Genomic DNA, 21,853 nt, shown 5'->3' with positions numbered 1-21,853 from the left:
CAACCCCATAGCACATTAATTGAAATCTTTTGCTTTAAAGTGAAACACCTTGTAACTTGCGGTTGTTTATAAGTAGTCTAAATAAAAACAACGAGACGTGCGAAAAAAGGTGGACGAACGAAAGGGCCAGAAGAGTGTGCGCGACCTGAAAATAGGAGAACGTGGCGTGATCTGTTGCCTGAACGACCCCGAGATGGGCCTGAAACTGCTGGAAATGGGTTGCATTCCGGGTACGGAAGTAAAGCTGAACAGCCGTGCGCCGCTTGGCGATCCCATCACCATTATCGTAAACGATTACACCCTCTCGCTGCGATTAGACGAAGCCCAAACCATTTTGCTGAAGCCGTAAAATCCGCATGACAATAGTAACGATTCAGCCGCAGGAAGTACAGACCGAGCGGCCTGTAGCTCCTCAATCCATCTCCAAAGTTGCGCTGATCGGCAATCCGAACTCCGGTAAATCGTCGCTCTTTAACCAGCTGACGGGCCTCAACCAGAAAGTAGGCAACTTTCCGGGCGTTACGGTCGATAAAAAAACAGGGTATTGCCAGCTTTCGCCCACCCATAAAGTACAGATTATTGATCTGCCGGGCACGTATAGCCTGTACCCCAAGTCACTGGATGAGCGCGTAATTATAGACTTGCTTTACGACCCCGAGTCGCGCCACTTCCCCGACCTGGTGGTGGTTACCGCCGATGCCTCTAACCTGAAGCGGAACCTGCTGCTCTACACCCAGTTGGCCGACCTGAAAATTCCGACTGTGCTGGCGCTCAACATGGTGGATGTGGCAGAGCAGGAAGGTATAAAAATTGATGTGCCGGCCCTGCACCGGGAACTGGGCGTGCCGATTATCCCGATGAATGCCCGCAAAGGCATTGGCGTGGCGGCCCTGAAAATCATCATGTCGCAGCAACTGGAGGCGCCTAAAACCCGCTTCTACGATATTCCAGAGGCGCTGAAGCCAGCGGTGCAAAGTATACGCAGCCAGTTTAACCTCAAAAACGATTACCAGGCGCTGCACTATGCGCATCAATGTAAAAGCCTGAAGTTTCTATCAGAGGGAGATAAAGCCTGGCTGGAGAGCCTGCTAAGCACCCTGGATTTTCATTCTAATGCGCAGCAGGCCGACGAAATTATAGCCCGCTATGCCCGCATCAACACACTTTTGCTGGATGTGATGCGCGTGGAGCGGGTGGACAAGGACGAAAAATTCAGCAACCGCCTTGACCAGGTATTGACGCACAAAGTGTTTGGCTACCTGATTTTCTTTATCATCCTGTTCCTTATCTTTCAGGCGATCTTTGCCTGGGCCAGTTACCCGATGGAGCTGATAGATGTGGGGATAACCGGCCTGAACGGGCTTATTCAGCAAAGCTTTGATGGTCCGCTGGTAGATCTGCTGACGGAGGGAATTATAGCAGGACTCGGCGGCGTGCTGGTATTTGTGCCGCAGATTGCCATTCTGTTTGCCTTTATCGCCATACTGGAGGAAACGGGTTATATGGCGCGGGTCACGTTTATGATGGACCGGATTATGCGCAAGTTCGGGCTGAACGGCAAGAGCATCGTGCCGCTGATTTCCGGGGTAGCCTGTGCGGTGCCGGCTATTATGTCTGCCCGCACCATCGAAAACTGGAAAGATCGCATGATCACCATTTTTGTGACGCCCCTGATGAGCTGTTCGGCGCGCATACCCGTGTATACCATACTGATAGCGCTGGTGGTACCGGAAAAATACTACTTCGGCTTTATGAACCTGCAGGGGCTGGTGCTGATGGCACTTTACCTGATTGGCTTTCTGGCGGCTATTTTCTCAGCACTGCTGCTCAAAACCATTTTGAAGGCGCGGGAGCGGAGTTATTTTATCATGGAGTTTCCGGTGTACAAAATGCCGCGCTGGAAGAATGTGGGCATCACGATTGTAGAAAAATGCAAAGCCTTCGTGTTTGAAGCCGGGAAAGTAATTGTAGCCATATCGGTTATACTTTGGGTACTGGCCTCGTACGGGCCGGGCGATAATTTTGAGCAGGCCCGGCAGCAGGCCATAGCCGAGGCAAAAGTAAAGAACCTGACGCCGCAACAGACTGAAAACAAAATTGCCTCCTATCAGCTGGAATCGTCTTACGCCGGTCTTATCGGGCATACCATTGAGCCCGCTATCCGCCCGCTGGGGTATGACTGGAAGATAGGCATTGCCCTGCTGACATCGTTTGCCGCCCGTGAAGTTTTTGTGGGCACCATTTCTACTATCTATAGTATAGGCGAAGAAGAGAACGTGTCCACCATCAAAGAGAAGCTCCTATCAGAGAAGGATGCCAACGGTGATCCGTTCTTTACGCCCGCCCGCGGCTTCTCGCTGATGATATTTTACCTCTTTGCCATGCAGTGTGTGAGCACGCTGGCCATTGTGCGCCGCGAAACCAAGAGCTGGACCTGGCCACTGGCACAACTGCTATACATGAGCGGACTGGCCTACGTAATGGCCTTTATCACCTACCATATATTTAAATAGCAGGTATAACCTGTTCTGGCTCCAAGCTGCTGCATTTATTTGTAGCAGCTTGTATTGTTTTATATTTTGATAAAATTAGGTTATACTTATACAAGGTATAGCGCTCAAAGCAATTGTGCAGAAGCAGGATATTTTGTAGCAGGATAACGGTAAGATAGTATACAAATTACAGCAAAAACCGTATAGTAGTGAGAGTAAGTACTTCTTGATATAGAAGATGATGCCTGTGCTGTGGCATAGGGCACATAAGGTATAGCCCGTCTTCTTAAAGGCTGAAGCCAGGCATACTTCTACAACATGATGGTGGTACCTATTGGTAGCAAACCTTTGCCTCTGAATATAATCATATTAACCAGTTTAAGTGCAGGGAACCCGGGGTGCTCACATTCCAAATCAGCATTTGCTAAGTAAAATGATGCTGCAGGATTGATTTTGATAAACGCCTCTTTTCCTTTCAAATATTAAATTTTAGCCTTACATGCAAGGTTCTGTTTTGTAAGAGATTATGTTTGTTATGCATGCAGCTTTCTTTTTTTTGCAGATAATTATTTCTATCTTTCGGCACGCGTTAGACGGTAAAATGATGCGGATTTCTTGAAAAATTTAAGACGAAACAGCCGCTGTTCAGGCAGGAATGTACATGGCCATGCTTCAGTTCAAATTTGAAGGTGATGTTACATAACGCCTATAGCAGCGCATCTTACTCTCCGATATATTTATGGCTGTGAACACATTACAGACAAAAAGGCGAAAAAGAGATATCTGGCAACACGAATCGTATACCTGTTTGCCGTTGAAGTTAACCACCGGCTTCCTGGCTTTTTTATTATTTTTTACTATTAAACACTTACTTAAACTAACAGCACAATGAAAAAAATTCTATTTCTATGTCTCTTCCTGATGACCGCCCTGCTGCAACAGGCTATGGCTCAGGTAAGGACCGTTACCGGTACGGTAACGGACGCCGTCACAAATCAGCCGCTACCTGGGGTTACGGTTTTGGTGCAGGGTACTACAGTGGGCACAGCCACCGGAGCAGATGGTACTTATACTATAAATGTACCCTCAGGAAGCAACACGCTGGAATTCCGGTATATCGGTTATACCAATGTTGAGCGGGCGGTTGGCAATGCAACAACACTTGATGTAGCGCTGCCGCGCGATACAGAGCAATTGCAGGAGGTAGTTGTAACAGCACTGGGTGTGCCAAGAGAGGAAAGATCAATTGGGTACTCTGCTCAAACTATAGATGGAGGGGCAGTAAGCAATGTGCGGGAAACTAATATTGTAAACTCTCTTGCCGGTAAAGTTGCGGGTGTTCAGGTGGGCGTTAACTCTGGCGCTATGGGCGGTTCCTCCAAAATAACGATGCGCGGTGTAAGTTCTATTACTGGTAATAACAATGCCCTGTTTGTAGTGGATGGTGTTCCTATCGAAAACTCCAATACGAATAATACAGACCAGCAGCGTGGTGCCGGTGGATACGACTATGGTAGTGCTATCCAGGACATCAATCCGAATGATATTGCAGAAGTTACGGTGCTGAAAGGTGCAGCTGCTACAGCATTGTATGGTAGCCGTGGCGCGAACGGTGTAATCGTAATTACCACTAAAAAAGGAACAGCAAATAAAAATGGTATAGGTGTTACCTATAACTTTGGCCTTACCTTAGATCAGGTTTATAAACTGCCGGAATATCAGAATAAGTATGGCGGTGGATATGGCTTTGATAAGCTATATTACAACGAGCACCCCGAAGCCTTTCCCGAGGGAAGACAGGGTTTTTATGATGATGGCGACGGTAAAGGAAGCTATGATTTATTAGCTGATTATGGAGTGGACGAATCCTGGGGGCCAAAATATGAAGGCCAGCAGTACAGGGCATTTTGGAGCTGGGATAGAGATAAGAACAATCCAAACTTCGGAGAGTTAGCTACATGGGAAGCTCATCCGGATAATATTCGTGATTTTTTTGAAACAGGAACTACATTAACGAATTCTATAGCGTTAGATGGTGCAAATGAGAAGGGCTCTTTCCGTTTGTCTTACTCAAATCTGGATCAGAACTTTATTCTGCCTAACTCTAAACTTGTACGCCACAATGTAGGCTTTAATGGTGCCTATAAATTAAGTGAGAAACTAAATGTTTCTGCCAGTGCCAATTATGTAACGCACGAAGCAAAAGGCCGCCCCGGAACAGGATACGATGGCAACAACGTAATGCTACAGTTTACTGAATTCGGCCAGAGGCAATGGGATAATGATCGCATGAAAAACTATATGCTGGAGTATGATGGTTCACAGTTATCCTGGAACCGTACAGCATGGAATATTCAGGCGCCACGGTTTACAGACAATCCATACTGGGTGCGTTATAAAAACTTTCAGAATGATGGCCGGGACCGTGTATTTGGTAACATATCAGCTAACTATAAGCTAACGGATTACCTGAGTGCAGATGTAAGAGTTTCAACCGATACTTACTCAGAAACCCAGGAAGAGCGGATTGCTATTGGCTCCCAGGCTATTCCTGATTACACCCTGTTTAAGCTGAACTTCATGGAAAATAACATCCAGGGTTTGCTGAACTTCAATAAGGATTTATCTGAATCGTTCTCGTTAAATGCCTTTGTGGGTGGGAATAGGATGACGCGTAGTCGTCAAATCTTTAGTGGCTCTACTGTGGATGGACTAAGCTCCGATGTATATAATTTAGGGGCATCAGTAGGCCGACCAACTATAGAAGATGAGAAGTATGAGAAGCAGATCAACTCTTTGTTTGCAAGCGCATCCTTAGGGTATAACGACATGGTGTACTTGGATTTAAGTGCTCGTAACGACTGGTCTTCCACGTTGCCAGTAGAAAATAATTCTTACTTCTACCCAGCGGCTTCCCTTTCTTACGTGTTCACAGATTTAATCAGCGCATCATGGCTAAATTTTGCCAAAGTTCGCGCTGCTGTAGCACAGGTAGGTAATGACACAGATCCTTATAATACCTTGCTGACATATCAGTTAAGACAGCCTTTCGGAAATGATTCAAGGGTGTCTGTACCAAACACACTTCCTAACCCGGAGCTTAAGCCAGAAATTACCACAGAGTATGAAGTTGGTTTAGAATTACGTGGCTTAGATGATAGAATAGGACTGAATGCCTCTTATTACGACAGAAAAACTAAGAATCAGATTCTTCCATTAAGCCGCTCAGCAGCTACAGGCTATACCTTTAAATTCGTAAATGCTGGATTAGTGGAAAATAAAGGAGTTGAGCTTAGTCTTAATGGAACACCTGTCAGAACCGATAACTTTAGCTGGGACATTATTGTAAACTGGGCTAAAAACAAGAACGAGGTTGTTGAGCTTACAGAAGATCAGAAGATTTATATCATAGCTAACGCTCCTTTTGCTGTTCAGCTTCAGGCCCGTGAAGGCGAATCCTTTGGCTCGATTGTTGGTTATAACTACACATACGATGATCAGGGTAGAAAACTGGTAGATGAAGATGGTTACTATATCCGATCTGATGAGCAAGAAGTGATTGGATCAGTATTGCCTGATTACACGGGAGGTATAACCAACACCTTTAATTATAAAGGAGTAGCCTTATCCGCACTTATTGAATTCCAGAAAGGTGGCGACTTCTTTTCTACAACACAAATGTGGGGGCATAGCTCCGGTATCCTGGAAGAAACTGCAGAAGGAGATATTCGCGAGAATGGTATCATCGCTCCTGGTTATCAGGAAGATGGTACGCCTAATGATGTTGTATTAGATGCGCAGGATCATTTCTTCTCTAACGGAGGATACTTTATAAACGCTGCGGATATTGTAGATGCGAGCTATATTTACCTCCGTGAAGTAAGTTTGGGTTATAGCCTGCCAACAAACGTTATTGGCAAAACGCCTTTCAATAATATCAGACTGGCACTGGTTGGTAGAAACTTATGGCTGATTGATTCTAACTCGAAGCATGTTGATCCATCAAACATCACAAACTCTATCACCAACGTTCAGGGCCTAGAAGGTGGTGCATTGCCATCAGTTCGCTCTTATGGATTTACATTAACGCTGGGATTGTAGTTTGAAAATCTTAAATCAATTAAAAATGAAGTCATATAATAAAATATTGCTTGGGGCGGCCTTGCTCTCTTTCATGTCCTGTACAAAAGATTTTGAGGAGATGAACGTGAGCCCTAACCAGCCGGCAGAAGCCTCTGCCGGGCAGCTGTTTGCCACAGCTCAATACAACTTCGCCGATAATATTGGTGACGAGTGGAACAATGGACGTATGGGAATGTACTATGCACAATACTGGTCCTCAACGTACTATACCGACGAAAGCCGCTATAAAATACGTGAAGGAGTTAACCAGACCATGTGGAATACATTTTATGCCGATGTATTAAGAGAATTGCAGGAGGCGCAGAAGCTAGCAGCAGAGAGCAATCAGAACGGATCTGAGAATCAAGTCGCTATAGCTGAGATATTCCAGATTATGACATACCATTACTTGTCTGATATCTACGGTGGACCGATTCCATATTCAGAAGCTTTAGATCCGGACAATGCCACACCTAAATACGATTCAGGTCCTGAAGTATATGCTGGCTTATTAGCTGATCTGGAAAAGCAAATTGCAATTCTGGATGTAACAAAGCCAGGATTTACATCAGGTGATATCGTATACAGCGGAAACGTCGCTTTGTGGAAGAAGTTTGCTAACTCTCTGCGTATGCGTATAGCACTTCGTATGATAGACGCTGATGAGGCAGCAGCAACTGAAGCAATCAGGAAGTCGCTTGATCCGGCTAATGGTGGTATCATATCTTCTAACGAAGAAAGCGCTTTATTCCGGTGGTTATCGAGTCCTCCAAATAACAATCCGATTAATGAGGCCTTTAAGAGTAGAGTAGATTTTTCTATGTCGGCCACGTTTGTGAACTACCTCAAAAAGTATAACGATCCGCGTTTGCCAGTATACGCGCAGCCTTTATCGACAGATCCTAATGCCTATGTTGGGGAACTTTATGGTTTGAAGCAAGGTGATGAGCGTAATTCTAATGGTGATCAAACTGTGGTAAGCTTGCCAAGCGTGTATGCTATTGGTGCTCAGGCTCCAACAATTTTACTTGATTATTCTGAGGTTGAATTTATGCTGGCAGAGATTGCTGCCCGTAATCTTAGCGTAGGTATAACAGGCACCGCTGAAGAACATTACCAAAAGGGTATAAAAGCTTCTTTCGCATTCGCGAACTTAAGCGAAGATGAGGCTAACAACTATATCGCAAGAGTGCCTTATGTTGCAGCAGAATGGAAAGATGCTATTGGTTCTCAGAAGTGGATTGCAATGTATACACAGGGTATCCAAGCATGGCTGGAACGCCTTCGCCTGGATTTTGAAGACCCATATACCGGAGAAGAAATTTTTGTAGCTCCCATTGGTGGCTCTACGGATCCGGATGTTACTTTAGTTCCGGAGCGTATGTCGTATCCAGTTACTGAAGCTGCACTAAATGGTGAAAGCTACCAAGCTGCAATAGATTTACTTGGGAAGAATTCCAAAGGTGTTAAAACCTGGTGGGATATTTATTAACAGTCTTTATTGTTAATAGAAACAGATGGATCAGAGTACTAGAGAATAGTCTTCTTCATCGAAGAATATGAATCATCCCGAACTTTACAAAAGCTACACTTAGCTACTAAAAGAGGGTATCGAAGTACTGGAACACCATCAATAGACAGACATAAAAAGCGCCTTAGTAATCTAAGGCGCTTTTTGTGCTTTTATACTTCTCAAAAGATTCGGGATGGTTTATATTTAGTTTATAGCAATAAAACAGTAAGAGCCTCAACTAACATATAACTGAGATCTTGCTGTTTAAATTCGGATAGCAAGCTTACTTATAAATCAAGAATACTGCCGGTTGTTTATGTATATCGGGCAGATGGCCGCGCCACTGGCTGATACTTTTGGTTCGGATAAATTCGTGTTCAGGTGAGGTGATGTTGGCAGCGATGCAGAGTTTTGTTTCGGAGTGCAGCGTCGCGATTACATCCTCCAGCAGTTTGTTGTTGCGGTAGGGCGTTTCCATAAAAATCTGTGTCTGGTTGCGCTGCTGCATCTCTTTTTCCAGCTGGCGCAATGCCTGCAGCCTTTCATGCTTCTCAATTGGCAGGTAACCATGGAAAGCGAACTGTTGCCCGTTAAAGCCACTGGCCATCAAACTTAAAAGTATAGCCGATGGTCCGGCAAAGGGCACCACTTTTATACTGTGCTGGTGTGCATACTTTACCACCTCTGCGCCGGGGTCGGCCACGCCCGGGCAACCGGCTTCCGAAATGATGCCGGCATCTATACCTTTCTCCAGCAGCGGCCTCAGCGAAGCCTGTACCTCGGCAGGCGTAGCCTCTTTGTCTACCTGCATAAATTGCAGCTGCTCAATTACCAGTTCCGGGCAAATGCTTTTCACATAACGGCGTGCAGTGCGCAGGTTCTCCACAATAAAGTAGGTAAGGTGCCGTACGGTGTCCTTTACCTGCGGTGAGATTACCAGATCGGCTGTACCGTCGGCAAGTATGGTGGGGATGAGGTACAAGGTGCCGGGTTGTTTCATAGTGATTTGATTGCTGGTTGTTTCGCAAAGTACCTCGCGCGATTCCGCAAGTTTTACAGCATTATTTGTCTGAATCAGGATTTACAGGATTTCAGGATGAAGAAAGTATAAAAATGCAGAATTATGCTATTTAGATTAGGAACTCCGGAAGATAAGGACGTATTACAGGCAGTATAAAGTATAATCATCCCAACATTCCTGTGGTAGGCCCCTCGAAAAATTCTGCAAATCCTGATTCAGATAAATTGATCAGTGTTCCAGAAAATTCGTGACCAGTTCGTATACTTTGTCCGGTGCCTCGGCATGTACCCAATGGCCTGCTTCCGGTATGGTTTCCACCTCCACCAATGTAAACAAATGCTCAATACAGCCATATACATCTTCCGGTTTGATATACCCAGATCGGCCGCCCTTGATAAACAGCGTACTCTTTTTGAAAGGCACATCAGAAGTTATAGCAGCAGCTACCTGGTCGTAATTCTTTTCAATGACGTCCAGGTTCATGCGCCAGCCGAAAGTGCCGTCTTCCTGGCGGTATAGATTCTTCATCAGGAACAGGCGCACCTCTTCTTCGGGTATAGTTTTAGCCAGCTGGGCATCAATATCGCTGCGGCTTGTCAGCTTCGCAAAGTCTACGGACTGCAGCGCGGCAATAATCTCGTCGTGGTGCGGCGGGTAAGCTTTGGGGGCAATGTCGACCACAATCAGTTTGGTGATGCGGGTCGGATAGTGAAGCGCATAAGTCATGGCTACTTTGCCGCCCATCGAGTGGCCCATAATCGCGGGCGTTGGTATCTGCAGGTTATCTACCAGCTCCAGCACATCGGCCGCCATGGCATTATAATCAAATTCTTCGGAGTGGGGCGACCGGCCGTGGTTGCGCAGGTCTACCAGGAACACGTTGTAATGTTCTGCCAGTCGCTTGGCCAGGGTTGCCCAGTTATCCAATGTACCGAATAAGCCATGCAATATCAGCAGCGGCTGGCCATGGCCCATTTCTTTGTAGTGTAATTTCATCTTTTCAGTTATCAGTTCAAAGTACTGGTTTTGCTTACGCAAGTATGGGCAAGGCGATGGCTTTATGCATTTATAGTATAGCTGGCGTGCCTTCGTTCTGCTGGCGTGCCTTTTCAACTCGTGCCTTTTTGTAGCATCAAGTTAGAGATTGCACGTTCTTGTAAGTCAGCGTCAGAGACCCGCGCCAGCAGAACGAAGTATAAACACGCATACCTTTATCTCCAAATTTCCACATCCTTAAATCACCCAAATCAATTTTCCTTCATCCTGCTGTGCTTTCAAAACACCAAACGGCTCCAGCTGCAATCCATACTTTTCAAATATCGCCAGTACCTCTTCGCGCCCAGAAGGATCTACAGCAACCAGCAGGCCGCCGCTGGTTTGCGGATCGCAGAGCATGTGTTTCTGCTCGGGTGTAAGCGTTGCAACTTTGTGGCCATAGCTGTCGAAGTTGCGGTGTGTTCCGCCCGGAATGGCTTTCTGCGCGAGGTATTCCAGCGCTTCGGGCAGCACCGGCACCTTATCGAAGTATATTTCCGCCGTCAAATGGCTGCCCTCGCACATCTCTGAAAGATGGCCGAGTAGGCCGAAACCGGTTACATCCGTCATGGCTTTTACCTGTGGCAGCTGCCCTAATTCGGCACCAATCCTGTTGAGTTGCATCATCTGCTGCGGTGCAAGTTGCGCGTGCTCAGGCTGCAGTATAGCTTTCTTCTGCGCAGTAGTCAGTATGCCTACACCGAGGGGTTTGGTCAGGTATAGTTCGCAGCCGGCGGTGGCGGTGTCGTTCTGTTTCAGGTTTTTGATATCCACCATACCGGTTACGGCGAGGCCGAAAATGGGCTCCGGGCTGTCGATGCTGTGGCCGCCAGCCAGCGGAATACCTGCTTCGTGGCAGATGCTGCGTGCGCCTTCCGTTACGCGTCTCGCTACTTCCGGAGCCAGCTTATCGATGGGCCAGCCAAGTATGGCAATGGCCATCATCGGCGTGCCACCCATTGCATACACATCCGAAATGGCGTTAGCCGAAGCGATTCTTCCAAAGTCATAAGCATCATCCACAATCGGCATGAAAAAGTCGGTGGTGCTGATAACGGCGCGGCCCTGGCCGATGTCGTACACGGCGGCATCGTCTCGGGAATTGTTGCCGACCAGCAGGTTTTTGTTTTCAGGGTAACTTATTTCCGAGTGCAGAATAGCATCTAGTACTTTAGGTGATATTTTGCAGCCGCAGCCCGCGCCGTGGCTGTATTGTGTCAACTTTATACTTTCTGTGGATGTATCTTCCATTGATTTAAATCAGGTTATGTTTTTGGGCCAGCTGCAGCACTTGCGCAGCATTCTCTTCGGGGTTTATACCTGTTAGATCCAGCGGAAGCACATGCTCCCGCTGTTCCAGGCCATACGTATAAGTTTTATCATAATAGGTGAGGGCCAGCTCTACCATTTTCTCCATGTCGCCGGCGGCAATAGCAGCCAGTGCATCTTTGGTAGCCAGGCCACCCAACCGTTTTTTTATTCTGAGGATCGATGCCTCCAGTAAGGCAGGATCAGTGCGGCAATATTCCTGGGCCAGCTTTTGCACACGGAGCTTTTTGGGTAATTGCAATACAATGGTTGGTGCCTGCTGCATCTGGTTAAAAAAGGGCTTGGGTAGCACCACCCGGCCAATCGTTATACTTTCATCTTCCAGCCACAGGGGTTGCCGGTCGTTCAGTTTTAACAGCTGCATGCCCAACAGGTTTTCGAAATGTTCGGTGCTGGGCTGCGGTGGCATATCTATACTTCCAAAAGCAGAACCTTTGTGGCTGGCCAGAGCTTCCAAATCTATACATTGCTGGTCGTGCTTTTGCAGGTAGGGCAGCAGGTCGGTTTTACCGCTTCCTGTCAGGCCACCCAGTATAAGTATAGGCCGGGTTTTGGCAAAAGCCTCCTGCATCAGGTGGCGGTAATTTTTGTAGCCGCCCTCCAGCAGATATACTTTAAACCCGGCGAAATCAAGCAGCCAGGCCATGGCGCCACTACGCATACCGCCGCGCCAGCAATGCACCAGCAGTTCTTTGTCCTTCGCCAGCTTTTTAGCTTCCTTCACAAAACCCGACATGCGGGGGCCAAAGGAATCCAGTCCAAGCAGCACCGCCGGATCGTGGCCCTGTTGCTTGTAGGCCGTGCCGATAACGGCACGCTGGGCATCATCAAAAATAGGAAAAGAATGTGCTGCCGGCATGTGCCCCACCGCATACTCTTTGGGCGCGCGCACGTCCAGCACAGGCAAAGTCTCAGCCTTTTCCAGGAATTCCTGAATGGAGATAGCGTTTATCATTTACTTTAGCTGGCGCAGGTATAACTGAATCGTATTTTCCAGCCCAAGGTATAGCGCGTCGCAAATAAGGGCGTGGCCAATGCTTACCTCGTCCAGCCCCGGCAGGTTATCTTTGAGATATTTCAGGTTGTCAAGATCCAGGTCGTGACCGGCGTTGAGGCCGAGGCCAAACTCCTTTGCTTTTTGAGCGGCAGCCAGGTAGGGCGCAAGAGCTCTTTCTCTGTTCTGGTGGTAGTTTTTGGCATAAGCTTCGGTGTAGAGCTCAATCCTATCAGTATTTACCAGGGCTGCGCCTTCAACCATACTTTCTTCTGGATCAACAAAAATAGAAACCCGGATGCCGTCTGCTTTCAAGTCCTGTATTACATCCGTCAGAAAATCTTTATACCTGCGTGTATCCCAGCCGGCGTTGGAGGTGATGGCGTCTGGTGCGTCGGGTACAAGTGTGGCCTGTGCGGGCTTTATCTCTTTTACCAGCTTAAGAAAGTCCGGTGTCGGGTTGCCTTCAATGTTAAATTCGGTAGTAACCACTTCTTTTAAATCATATACGTCGCGGTAGCGGATGTGGCGCTCGTCGGGGCGTGGGTGCACGGTGATGCCCTGGGCGCCGAAACGTTCACAATCTCTGGCAGCCTGCACTACATTTGGCCGGTCGCCGCCGCGGGCGTTCCGAAGCGTAGCTATTTTGTTTATATTTACACTCAGCTTGGTCATAAGGTGGAATGTTGTGGCTTCTGCAGCCAGTTTATACCTTTGTTCTATAAATGACTAAATTTAGTTGAATTTTGTTTAACATGTTTAACTATAAGCCCGGCTGTGGCCGCGTATACACCAGAAACTAAACCATAAGGTGCAGCATCTCAACCTATAAATACATAAAAAATTAAAACTATGACCTTAAAAGAACGCGTTGATACGGACATAAAACAAGCCATGCTGGCCAGAGATAAAGTACGCTTGCAGGCGCTGCGAAGTATAAAGTCGCAGGTGCTGCTGGCCGAAACCGAAAAAGGCGGCATTACGAATCTGTCGCAGGACACAGAGATGAAGCTGCTGACGAAGGCAGCCAAACAGCGCCGCGAATCGGCAGCGCTCTACGCCCAGCAGGGCCGCACCGACCTGGAAGAGATAGAGTTGAATGAACTGGCTGTAATTGAAGAATACCTGCCCAGGCAGTTGGATGAAGGTGATTTGCGCATACGCCTGGTAGAAATTATTCAGCGCGTAGGAGCTACCGGCCCATCGGATATTGGCAAGGTAATGGGCGTAGCTTCCAAAGAACTGGCAGGCCAGGCGGACGGACGCGCTATTTCGCAGACAGTTGGCCAACTGCTCAACAACACCGATTTTTAAAGTATAAAGGCTGTATCCGGAATCCTACTGAATGCTTCCGGATGCAGCTACAATACAAGTAGGCAAAGGTATAACCATCAGCTTAATTTTTAACCTTGAGTACATTCGATATTTTTCTGGCTATTCCGATAGCGTTCGGGGCTTTTATGGGCTTCCGGAAAGGGCTCCTGCTGGAGCTGATATCGTTGGTGGCGCTGGTGCTGGCCATACTTGGCGGGCTCAAACTGCTGGACACGGCTTTGCCCGTGATGGAAAGCTTTATTGGCGATGTGCATGGGCTGCTGCCTTTCGTTACCTTTCTGGTGGTGTTTGTGGGCATTGTGCTGCTGGTGCGCCTGGTGGGATTGCTGCTCAAAAAGGTCGTTGATTTTACGCCGTTCGGCTTGTTCGACAACGTGCTGGGTGCCATACTGGGTGCGCTGAAGTGGTGCGTGGCGCTGAGCCTGCTGCTTTATGTGGCTGATATAGCCGGTATCAGCATCACCAAAGAAACAGCCGATGCCTCGGTGGTATACCCGGTAGTACTTAAAACCACACCTTTCGCGCTGGACATCCTAAGCTATGTGCTTCCGTTTGTAAAGGCGCTCGTCTTCTCGCTGAAGCAGCACTTTTAATGTGCTAATTGCTTAATGAGTTAATATGTTGATGATCCCTAATTTATTTAATGTGCTGCTGATTTTATTTTAGGGTATTCCCGCGCAAAGTAGACGAGGGTTATAGAGCCTAAGCCACTAGCATATTATTCTATTAGCATATCAGTACATTAAACAATCAGCACATTAAAATCATGCTTCTGCTCCTCGATAACTTCGATTCGTTTACTTATAACCTGGTCGATTATTTCGGACAGCTGGGTGTAGAGGCAAAAGTGGTGCGCAATGATGTGCCGTTGGCTGTGCTGAAACAACTGCCGGTTACGGCTGTCGTGCTGTCGCCAGGGCCAGGTGTGCCGCAGCAGGCGGGCCACCTGATGGATGTGATACAACATTACCACAGGCGGGTGCCGATGCTGGGCATATGCCTGGGCCACCAGGCCCTGGGCGAATTCTTCGGGGCGAAGCTGGAGAAGGCGCTAAGACCCATGCATGGCAAAATATCTGACATAGCCTGCGTAGCTGATCCGATTTTTGCAGGGCTGCCTGCCACGATGCCGGTGGTGCGTTATCATTCTCTGGTGCTGCGGCACATGCCCCAAACCCTTGTACCACTGGCGCATACGCCCGATGGAGAGTTGATGGCGTTCCGACACAAAGCACTTCCAATCTATGCCCTGCAGTTTCACCCGGAGGCTGCACTCACTACTTATGGGTTGCATATGCTCCAAAATTGGCTTAGTATTGTTAATATTATAGTATAAATATCGTATACTTTCAAATCACGAATTTTTTACATAGCTTCTCACACGAAATGGATCTACAAATCAGACAAGAAGGCGAGTTTGCGTATATAGACGAGGGGCAGGGCGAAGTGCTGCTGTTGTTGCACGGCCTGTTTGGCGCGCTGAGTAACTGGAATGGCGTGGTAGAACATTTTTCCAGGAATTATCGTGTCGTTATCCCGCTGATGCCTATCTATGAAATGGCCCTGCACAAGGCGGGCGTACCCGGGCTGGTATCGTTTGTAGAGGATTTTGTAAACTTAAAGAAACTGACGGGCATGACGGTGCTCGGCAACTCGCTGGGCGGGCATGTGGCGCTGGTGTATACTTTAAAAAATCCTTCTAAGGTAAAGCGCCTGGTGCTCACGGGCAGTTCCGGACTGTTCGAGGATTCGATGGGCGGATCTTTTCCGAAGCGAGGCAACTATGAGTATGTAAAAGAACGTGTAGAGTATACGTTCTACGATCCCGCCACGGCCACGCAGGAACTGGTAGATGAAGTATTCGGAATTACCAACAGCAACGCCAAGTGCCTGCGTATCATCGCTATCGCCAAATCGGCGCAGCGGCATAACATGGCCAAGGATATCACAAATATTCAGGTGCCTACGTTGTTGATATGGGGGCTGAACGACACCATTACGCCGCCGCTGGTAGGGCATGAGTTTAACCGCCTGATGCCAAATTCAGAGCTGCATTTTATCGACCATTGCGGCCATGCTCCTATGATGGAACATCCGGAGAAGTTTAATAGTATTTTAGAGAAGTTTTTACAAAAAGAAGCGATAAACGCACCAGCCACATGATAGCAGAAGAACTCATCAACCAAATGATTCCGCCGCTGAAGCTGTATGACACCGTGGAGAAAGCCCTGCGTTGGATGGATGAGTTCCACGTAAACGAACTGCCCGTGGTCAGCAACCGCAGGTACCTGGGGCTGGCAACCGAGCATAACCTGATTGAACTGGACGACCGCAGCCTGCCGCTGAAAGAAGTAACACTGGAATACCAGGACGTACACGTGCAGCAGCACCAGCATTTTTATGATGTGATGGAGGCAGCCATCAAAAATAAAATCCAGGTGGTGGTGGTGTTCGACGAGGATCAGGATTACGTTGGTATCATCACCATAAACGATACGCTGGCCGCTTTCGGGCAGATGTCGGCCCTGCAGGGGCAGGGTAGCATCCTGGTGCTGTCCATGGCAGAGCGCGACTATTCGCTGGCCCAGATCAGCCGCCTGATAGAAGAGGAAAACGTAAAGATACTCAGCGCCTACGTGTCGCCGGACGAGCTGGACCCCTACCAAATCAAACTGACGTTGAAGTTAAATGCGTCTGACCTTACCCGCATTATTGCCACCCTCGAGCGCTTCGAATACCGCATTACGGCTCAGTTTAACGATGGCGCCAAGTATGATGTGGGCCGCGACCGGCTGGATATGCTCCTCAAGTACCTCGACATTTAGCCGGTGGCAGAAGTGGTGCAACTGCGCTCCTGTATTTTCCTGCTTCTGATGTTGCTGCAACGTGTGGTTATAGCCATGCCCTGCGATCCGCCTACAGTGGTGATAACGGGTATAGCACTGCAGGGCAACCACGACACCAAAGCACAGGTGCTGCTGCAGGAATTAACTTTTGCATCCGGCGATACAGTAGCCACGAATGAGCTGGAGCCCCTGCTGGAGGACAACCGCAAACGGCTCTTTAACCTGCGCCTCTTTCACAGTGTCAGCTATACTTATACTTGCCTGCAGGGGCAGGTGCTGGTAACTTACCTGGTGCAGGAGCGCTACTACCTGTACCCCATTCCTATTTTTGATTTTGCTGACCGTAATTTTAATGCCTGGCTGGAGAAGGAAGACTGGAGCCGCATCGACTATGGCCTTAACCTGGTGAAGCGCAACTTCAGGGGGCGCAACGAGGATGTGCGGCTAAAAGTGCAGCGTGGCTTTAACCGGTGGTTAGAACTGGTATACCGCGTGCCTTATATCAGCCGCAACAACAAATTAGGGATCGAGGTCGGCGCGTTTGATTACCGCAGCCGCACCATCAATTATACCAACAGGCAAAACAGGCAGGTTTTTTACGAGCAGGAGCAGGGCTTGCCTATCCGGCGTACTTCCTTTGCGGCCGCGCTGCTGCACCGCCAAAGCGTGCAGCGGCAGGAGGCGCTTACGCTGGCTTACCACACCGAGAGTATCTCTGACACAGTAGCGCGCCTGAACCCCGCATACTATGGCAACGGTATGCGTGAACGGCAATACCTGCGGCTGGAAGTGTCTAAAGTCATTAACCTGCGCAATACATTTGCCTACCTCTTGTCGGGCAGCTATTTTGAGGCCGCTGTTGGCCAGACATTCTTCCTGCACAACAGCGGCTCGCCGTATACCACCATCCGGGCAAAGTATGTAGATTATGCCAAACTATCTGCTAAGCTATACTATACCATAGGAGCAGAGGGGCAACTGCGCCTGGCCCGGCATTATGCCTTTGCGGATAATGCGGCGCTGGGCTTCCGGTCGCTGGTTCGCGGATATGAGCTGTACGTGGTGGGCGGGCAGCACTATGCCCTTTTTAAGCAGGGATTGTCGCGCCTGTTGGTGGATATTAAAAGCATAAGGCTTACCTTTATCAACAATCCGAAGTTTAACAGCATACCGCTGGCAGTATACTTAAATGCTTTTACGGATGCAGGCTACGTGGCAGATAAGACCTTTGCGCAATACAACCCACTTGCAAACCGCCTGCTGGCGGGTGGCGGCCTGGGGCTGCATGTGGTTACATTTTACGACATAGTTCTGCGGATGGAATACGCCATAAACCGTGAAGGCGACAGCGGGCTTTACTTTGGCGGGCGTTTTCCGTTTTAAGTATAGAAGTATAAGTAGCCGAAAGCAGCTAACAGTAAAAGAATCTTATGTTTAATATCCGGATACCTGTGTCTTTTCATCTATGAAAATAGCTATACTTGGCAGACCCTTCAGTGAGCACATCGCGCCTTTTGTACAGGAACTTTTTGATGAGCTGCAGCGCCGGCAGGCCGTGCTGGTTGTGGTGGAGCACTTTTATTTATACCTGAAAAACACGATTAAGCTGCCTTTAGGCATCGAAACCTTTAAGCGCGGCGATAAGCTGGAAGGCGTGAACGTGGTGCTGAGCATCGGAGGCGATGGCACTTTGCTGGACACGGTGACCTATGTGGGCGCCCAGGAACTTCCTATACTTGGTATTAACACGGGCCGGCTCGGCTTTCTGGCCACCATCCCTTACGACAGCATCAAGGTGGCGCTTGACGCCCTCTACAAAGGCCATTATACTTTAGATGACCGCGCTCTGATCCGGGTAGATTCTGACCAGGAAATATTTGACGGGATAAACTTTGGCCTGAACGAGTTTAGCCTGTTAAAGCGCGATACTTCGTCTATGATAGTGGTGCACACGTATTTAGATGGGGAGTACCTGAACTCTTACTGGGCCGACGGGCTGGTAGTAGCCACGCCAACGGGCTCCACGGGCTATTCGCTTAGCTGTGGCGGGCCTTTGGTATTGCCGCAAACCAATAATTTTGTTATTTCGCCCGTGTGCCCGCATAACCTGAACGTACGGCCCATGATTGTGTCTGATAAAAGTGTGCTTTCGTTTGAAGTAGAAGGCCGTAGCAGTAGTTACCTGGCTTCGCTGGATTCCAGATCAACTGCCGTGGACATGAACCTGCAGTTAGCCGTGAGGCGCGAAAGCTTTGTGGCCCGGCTGATAAAGCTGCACCACGTTAACTTTTTGTCTACACTGCGTAGTAAATTAAACTGGGGATTAGATAAGCGCAATAATTTGTTAGGGTAATACAAGATAAATATATAGTGTTATTTCTTTAGAAAGGTTTTATCCTTATTTTTGTCGTGCATTAAATTGAATTCTAAATTATCCATCCTGAGCAAGCACTTTAATATCAACTGCTTATAGCCATAGCCCTGATGCTTGTGCGCGTATACTTGTAATCCCGGTGAAATACCATTCCTTTAGATGTCTTTAACTTATGAGCAGATCATTTACCCTTGCGTTACTTTTCTTTGCGCTTGCTGTGTTTGCTACAGAGGCAGATGCACAGCGCTATATCAAAGAACAACGCTACGGCAGTGTGGGGGTGAGCGTAGGAGCGATGAACTACTTTGGCGACATTGTGCCGGAACCCGATTTTACCAGCCTTCGCTTTAAATCAACCCGGCCAACCATAGGCCTTAGCTATGCACATCGGCTGGGGCCACATATAGCTGTTAGAGGTGCTTTTAACTGGGGCCGTATTATAGGAGACGATGCCGTGAGCGCATCTGCAAACGAAGGAGAGAACCTGGGCCGCTACAAGCGTAACCTGTCATTCCGGAACGACATCAAAGAATTGAGCGCCGTAGCTGTCTTCGATTTGCTTGAGAACCGCAGGTCTTACCGCCTCCGGCCGGATTTTGTGCCATACGCATTTCTGGGAGTAGCTGTATTTCATCACAACCCAAAAGCATACTACGAGAACGGTTCGCGCCCGGGCCTTGATCCTGCCAGCGATATACCCACAGGATGGTACGAACTGCAGCCACTGGGCACCGAAGGGCAGTTTGCCGGCGATGCAGGAACGTATCCCGCCCCCTACAAACGCCTGCAGATTGCCATTCCGTTTGGGCTGGGCGCCCGCTACAAGATAAACACCCGCCTGGACATAAGCCTGGAAGTAAGCTGGCGAAAAACGTTTACAGACTACCTGGACGACGTAAGTACCTCCTATGTAGATAAAGCCTTGTTCCTGAGCGATTATGCAGGCGTTAACGACAAAGCATCGGCCATTCTATCAGACAGGAGCGCCGAAAGCGGATTTGATACAGTAGAAGATCCGAGTGGCACAGTATACGATGTGGTGCCGGGATATGGCTCATCCGTGAACACGTCTAGAGGCGGTGATTCAAGCAACGACTGGTACATTACCACCAATCTTACCCTGAGTTATATTGTGCCTCCCAGAATCAGAAGTCCTAAGTTTAGATAATAGATTCACAGATGTAATCGTTGTTCTCTAAACTCCGTATAGCGTTCCATGACTTTACAGCATTTCAAGCAGGCACTCCTTATTTGTTGCACACTACAAATAGGAAGTGCTTTTTTCAGCAACCCTGCTCTGGCGCAAGGCCCGGTATCCACCAGCGAGGTGGGGGCAGGCATAGGCGGTGCAAACTATAAAGGTGATCTGGCGCCCAATTATCGCCTGCTGAACAACCAACCAGCCTTAACCGTTTTTTACCGGCGGGATATGTCTAACCCGATTACGCTTCGGGGAGGAGTGATGCTGAGTCATCGCATTTTCGACAACAACACCATTGGCGACCATTCTTACGATTTGCCATACCCCGACTACCGGCAGGCCGAATTGCGCCTTAGCATGGCAGAACTGTCGGCCGTGATGGAGTATAACTTCCTTGATTATTATGACCTGCAACAGCGGCCACGCTTTTCGCCCTACTTTTTTGCCGGTGTGGCAGGCTTAATCTACAACGCCAAACTCGAAACCGACAGCCCTGTGCTGCAACCGGAATTAAACAAAGCCTTTGATACACGCCTGGCCTTTGCCATACCTTTTGGGGTAGGTATAAAATATGCCCTGAGCAAGCACTGGAACCTGGGGCTGGAATTTGGCGCACGCAAAATGATAACCGATAACCTAGATTACCTTTCAGAGAAAGACAGCAAGCGTTTGGCTAATCCAAACGACAAAGATTGGTATTACTACAACGGCATCAGCCTGTCCTATACTTTCTACAGAATTAACTGCCCCCCACCTTATAAGAAAACCCCCGGCATATTAGATTAGGAAAGAATGTTAGCAGAATTTATACTGCTTTTTGTAACTTGCAGGGAAATTGTGGTTTAATGAATCTGAAGGAGCAAGTAGATGTAGACAATTTACCCAAGCATATTGCCGTTATCATGGACGGTAATGGGCGTTGGGCAAAGCAGCGGGGCGGCTTACGGATATTCGGTCATCAAAATGCTGTGAAGGCAGTGCGCGACACGGTAGAGGGCGCTGCAGAACTGGGCGTGAAGTACCTGACGCTGTATGCTTTCTCGACGGAGAACTGGAACAGACCGGCTATGGAAGTATCGGCCCTGATGCAATTGCTGGTGTCCACCATCCGCAAAGAAACGGCTACCCTGAATAAAAACGACATCCGGCTAAAAACCATAGGCCATACAGCGAGCCTGCCTGACGCCTGCCAGCAGGAACTGCAGGAGGCAATGGAATTAACAAGCCAGAATAGCCGCATGACACTGGTGCTGGCGCTCAGTTACAGTGGCCGCTGGGACATGACGCAGGCCGTGCAACGTTTGGCGCAGGATGTGGGTCATGGTATAGTAGCAGCCGATGCGATTACGGAAGCTACCATCAGCCAATATCTCTCTACTGCCGGTATGCCCGATCCGGAACTGCTTATACGCACAAGCGGCGAGCAGCGGATAAGTAATTTTTTGCTTTGGCAGCTGGCTTATACAGAGCTTTATATCACCGATCTGCTCTGGCCTGACTTCAGGAAAGAACATCTTTACGAGGCCATTGTGGCTTACCAGCGCCGGGAACGCCGGTTTGGCAAGACAAGTGAACAACTAATTAAGTAAAA

At 48.4% G+C, this 21,853-nt stretch carries 19 protein-coding genes; 14 read left to right on the top strand and 5 right to left on the bottom strand.

The genetic code is table 11. The features are described 5' to 3' along the window. Positions 1 to 97: 97 nt before the first annotated feature. From I2I11_RS18410 to I2I11_RS18395, 4 genes are all read left to right on the top strand, one after another. Entirely contained in the window at positions 98 to 349 is a 252-nt protein-coding gene (locus I2I11_RS18410; RefSeq protein WP_196269214.1) for a FeoA family protein, read from the top strand. 7 nt (positions 350 to 356) lie between these two features. Further along, complete coding sequence (feoB, locus tag I2I11_RS18405; RefSeq protein ID WP_196269213.1) at positions 357 to 2,513, top strand: ferrous iron transport protein B; 2,157 nt, start codon at positions 357 to 359, stop codon at positions 2,511 to 2,513. An 867-nt stretch (positions 2,514 to 3,380) separates the two neighbouring features. Continuing rightward, positions 3,381 to 6,593 (top strand): SusC/RagA family TonB-linked outer membrane protein, encoded by a 3,213-nt coding sequence (locus I2I11_RS18400; protein ID WP_196269212.1) that lies wholly within the window; start codon positions 3,381 to 3,383, stop codon positions 6,591 to 6,593. A 1-nt stretch (position 6,594) separates the two neighbouring features. Beyond that, positions 6,595 to 8,106, top strand: a complete 1,512-nt coding sequence (locus tag I2I11_RS18395) for a SusD/RagB family nutrient-binding outer membrane lipoprotein (protein ID WP_196269211.1) — start codon at positions 6,595 to 6,597, stop codon at positions 8,104 to 8,106. A 304-nt stretch (positions 8,107 to 8,410) separates the two neighbouring features. On the opposite strand, the gene I2I11_RS18390 is transcribed toward I2I11_RS18395, so the two are convergent. From I2I11_RS18390 to I2I11_RS18370, 5 genes are all read right to left on the bottom strand, one after another. Next, positions 8,411 to 9,127 (bottom strand): SAM-dependent methyltransferase, encoded by a 717-nt coding sequence (locus I2I11_RS18390; RefSeq protein WP_196269210.1) that lies wholly within the window; start codon positions 9,125 to 9,127, stop codon positions 8,411 to 8,413. Positions 9,128 to 9,376: 249 nt separating this feature from the next. Beyond that, positions 9,377 to 10,144, bottom strand: a complete 768-nt coding sequence (locus I2I11_RS18385; RefSeq protein WP_196269209.1) for an alpha/beta fold hydrolase — start codon at positions 10,142 to 10,144, stop codon at positions 9,377 to 9,379. A gap of 237 nt (positions 10,145 to 10,381) precedes the next feature. Next, positions 10,382 to 11,434: a selenide, water dikinase SelD gene (gene selD / locus I2I11_RS18380; RefSeq protein ID WP_196269208.1), complete on the bottom strand. Its 1,053-nt coding sequence runs from the start codon at positions 11,432 to 11,434 to the stop codon at positions 10,382 to 10,384. Positions 11,435 to 11,438: 4 nt separating this feature from the next. Continuing rightward, positions 11,439 to 12,467 (bottom strand): tRNA 2-selenouridine(34) synthase MnmH, encoded by a 1,029-nt coding sequence (gene mnmH / locus I2I11_RS18375; RefSeq protein ID WP_196269207.1) that lies wholly within the window; start codon positions 12,465 to 12,467, stop codon positions 11,439 to 11,441. Then, entirely contained in the window at positions 12,468 to 13,181 is a 714-nt protein-coding gene (locus I2I11_RS18370; protein ID WP_196269206.1) for a pyridoxine 5'-phosphate synthase, read from the bottom strand. Positions 13,182 to 13,358: 177 nt separating this feature from the next. On the opposite strand from I2I11_RS18370, the gene I2I11_RS18365 reads away from it, so the two are divergent. From I2I11_RS18365 to uppS, 10 genes are all read left to right on the top strand, one after another. Next, positions 13,359 to 13,820: a GatB/YqeY domain-containing protein gene (locus I2I11_RS18365; RefSeq protein ID WP_196269205.1), complete on the top strand. Its 462-nt coding sequence runs from the start codon at positions 13,359 to 13,361 to the stop codon at positions 13,818 to 13,820. Positions 13,821 to 13,915: 95 nt separating this feature from the next. Then, on the top strand, positions 13,916 to 14,434 hold the full coding sequence (locus I2I11_RS18360) for a CvpA family protein (protein ID WP_196269204.1): 519 nt from the start codon (positions 13,916 to 13,918) through the stop codon (positions 14,432 to 14,434). A 173-nt stretch (positions 14,435 to 14,607) separates the two neighbouring features. Then, complete coding sequence (locus I2I11_RS18355) at positions 14,608 to 15,177, top strand: anthranilate synthase component II (RefSeq protein ID WP_196269203.1); 570 nt, start codon at positions 14,608 to 14,610, stop codon at positions 15,175 to 15,177. Between the two features lie 50 nt (positions 15,178 to 15,227). Continuing rightward, positions 15,228 to 16,004, top strand: coding sequence for an alpha/beta fold hydrolase (locus tag I2I11_RS18350; protein ID WP_196269202.1), 777 nt, complete (start codon positions 15,228 to 15,230; stop codon positions 16,002 to 16,004). Then, positions 16,001 to 16,666: a CBS domain-containing protein gene (locus I2I11_RS18345; RefSeq protein ID WP_196269201.1), complete on the top strand. Its 666-nt coding sequence runs from the start codon at positions 16,001 to 16,003 to the stop codon at positions 16,664 to 16,666. The genes I2I11_RS18350 and I2I11_RS18345 overlap by 4 nt, the downstream gene beginning before the upstream one ends. A gap of 3 nt (positions 16,667 to 16,669) precedes the next feature. Next, complete coding sequence (locus tag I2I11_RS18340; RefSeq protein ID WP_370583014.1) at positions 16,670 to 18,070, top strand: BamA/TamA family outer membrane protein; 1,401 nt, start codon at positions 16,670 to 16,672, stop codon at positions 18,068 to 18,070. A gap of 82 nt (positions 18,071 to 18,152) precedes the next feature. Then, positions 18,153 to 19,040, top strand: coding sequence for an NAD kinase (locus I2I11_RS18335; RefSeq protein ID WP_196269200.1), 888 nt, complete (start codon positions 18,153 to 18,155; stop codon positions 19,038 to 19,040). Between the two features lie 193 nt (positions 19,041 to 19,233). After that, the gene (locus I2I11_RS18330; protein WP_196269199.1) at positions 19,234 to 20,229 is read left to right on the top strand and encodes a DUF6089 family protein; all 996 of its coding nucleotides are present in this window, start codon (positions 19,234 to 19,236) and stop codon (positions 20,227 to 20,229) included. Positions 20,230 to 20,277: 48 nt separating this feature from the next. After that, entirely contained in the window at positions 20,278 to 21,048 is a 771-nt protein-coding gene (porG, locus tag I2I11_RS18325) for a type IX secretion system protein PorG (protein ID WP_196269198.1), read from the top strand. Positions 21,049 to 21,113: 65 nt separating this feature from the next. After that, positions 21,114 to 21,851, top strand: coding sequence for an undecaprenyl pyrophosphate synthase (gene uppS / locus I2I11_RS18320; protein WP_230680409.1), 738 nt, complete (start codon positions 21,114 to 21,116; stop codon positions 21,849 to 21,851). The last annotated feature ends 2 nt before the right edge of the window (positions 21,852 to 21,853 follow it).

Source organism: Pontibacter rufus (genome assembly GCF_015694705.1).
GTDB lineage: Bacteria > Bacteroidota > Bacteroidia > Cytophagales > Hymenobacteraceae > Pontibacter > Pontibacter rufus.
Note: the sequence above shows the minus strand (reverse complement) of the source record. Positions and strands in the feature narration are given on the sequence as shown.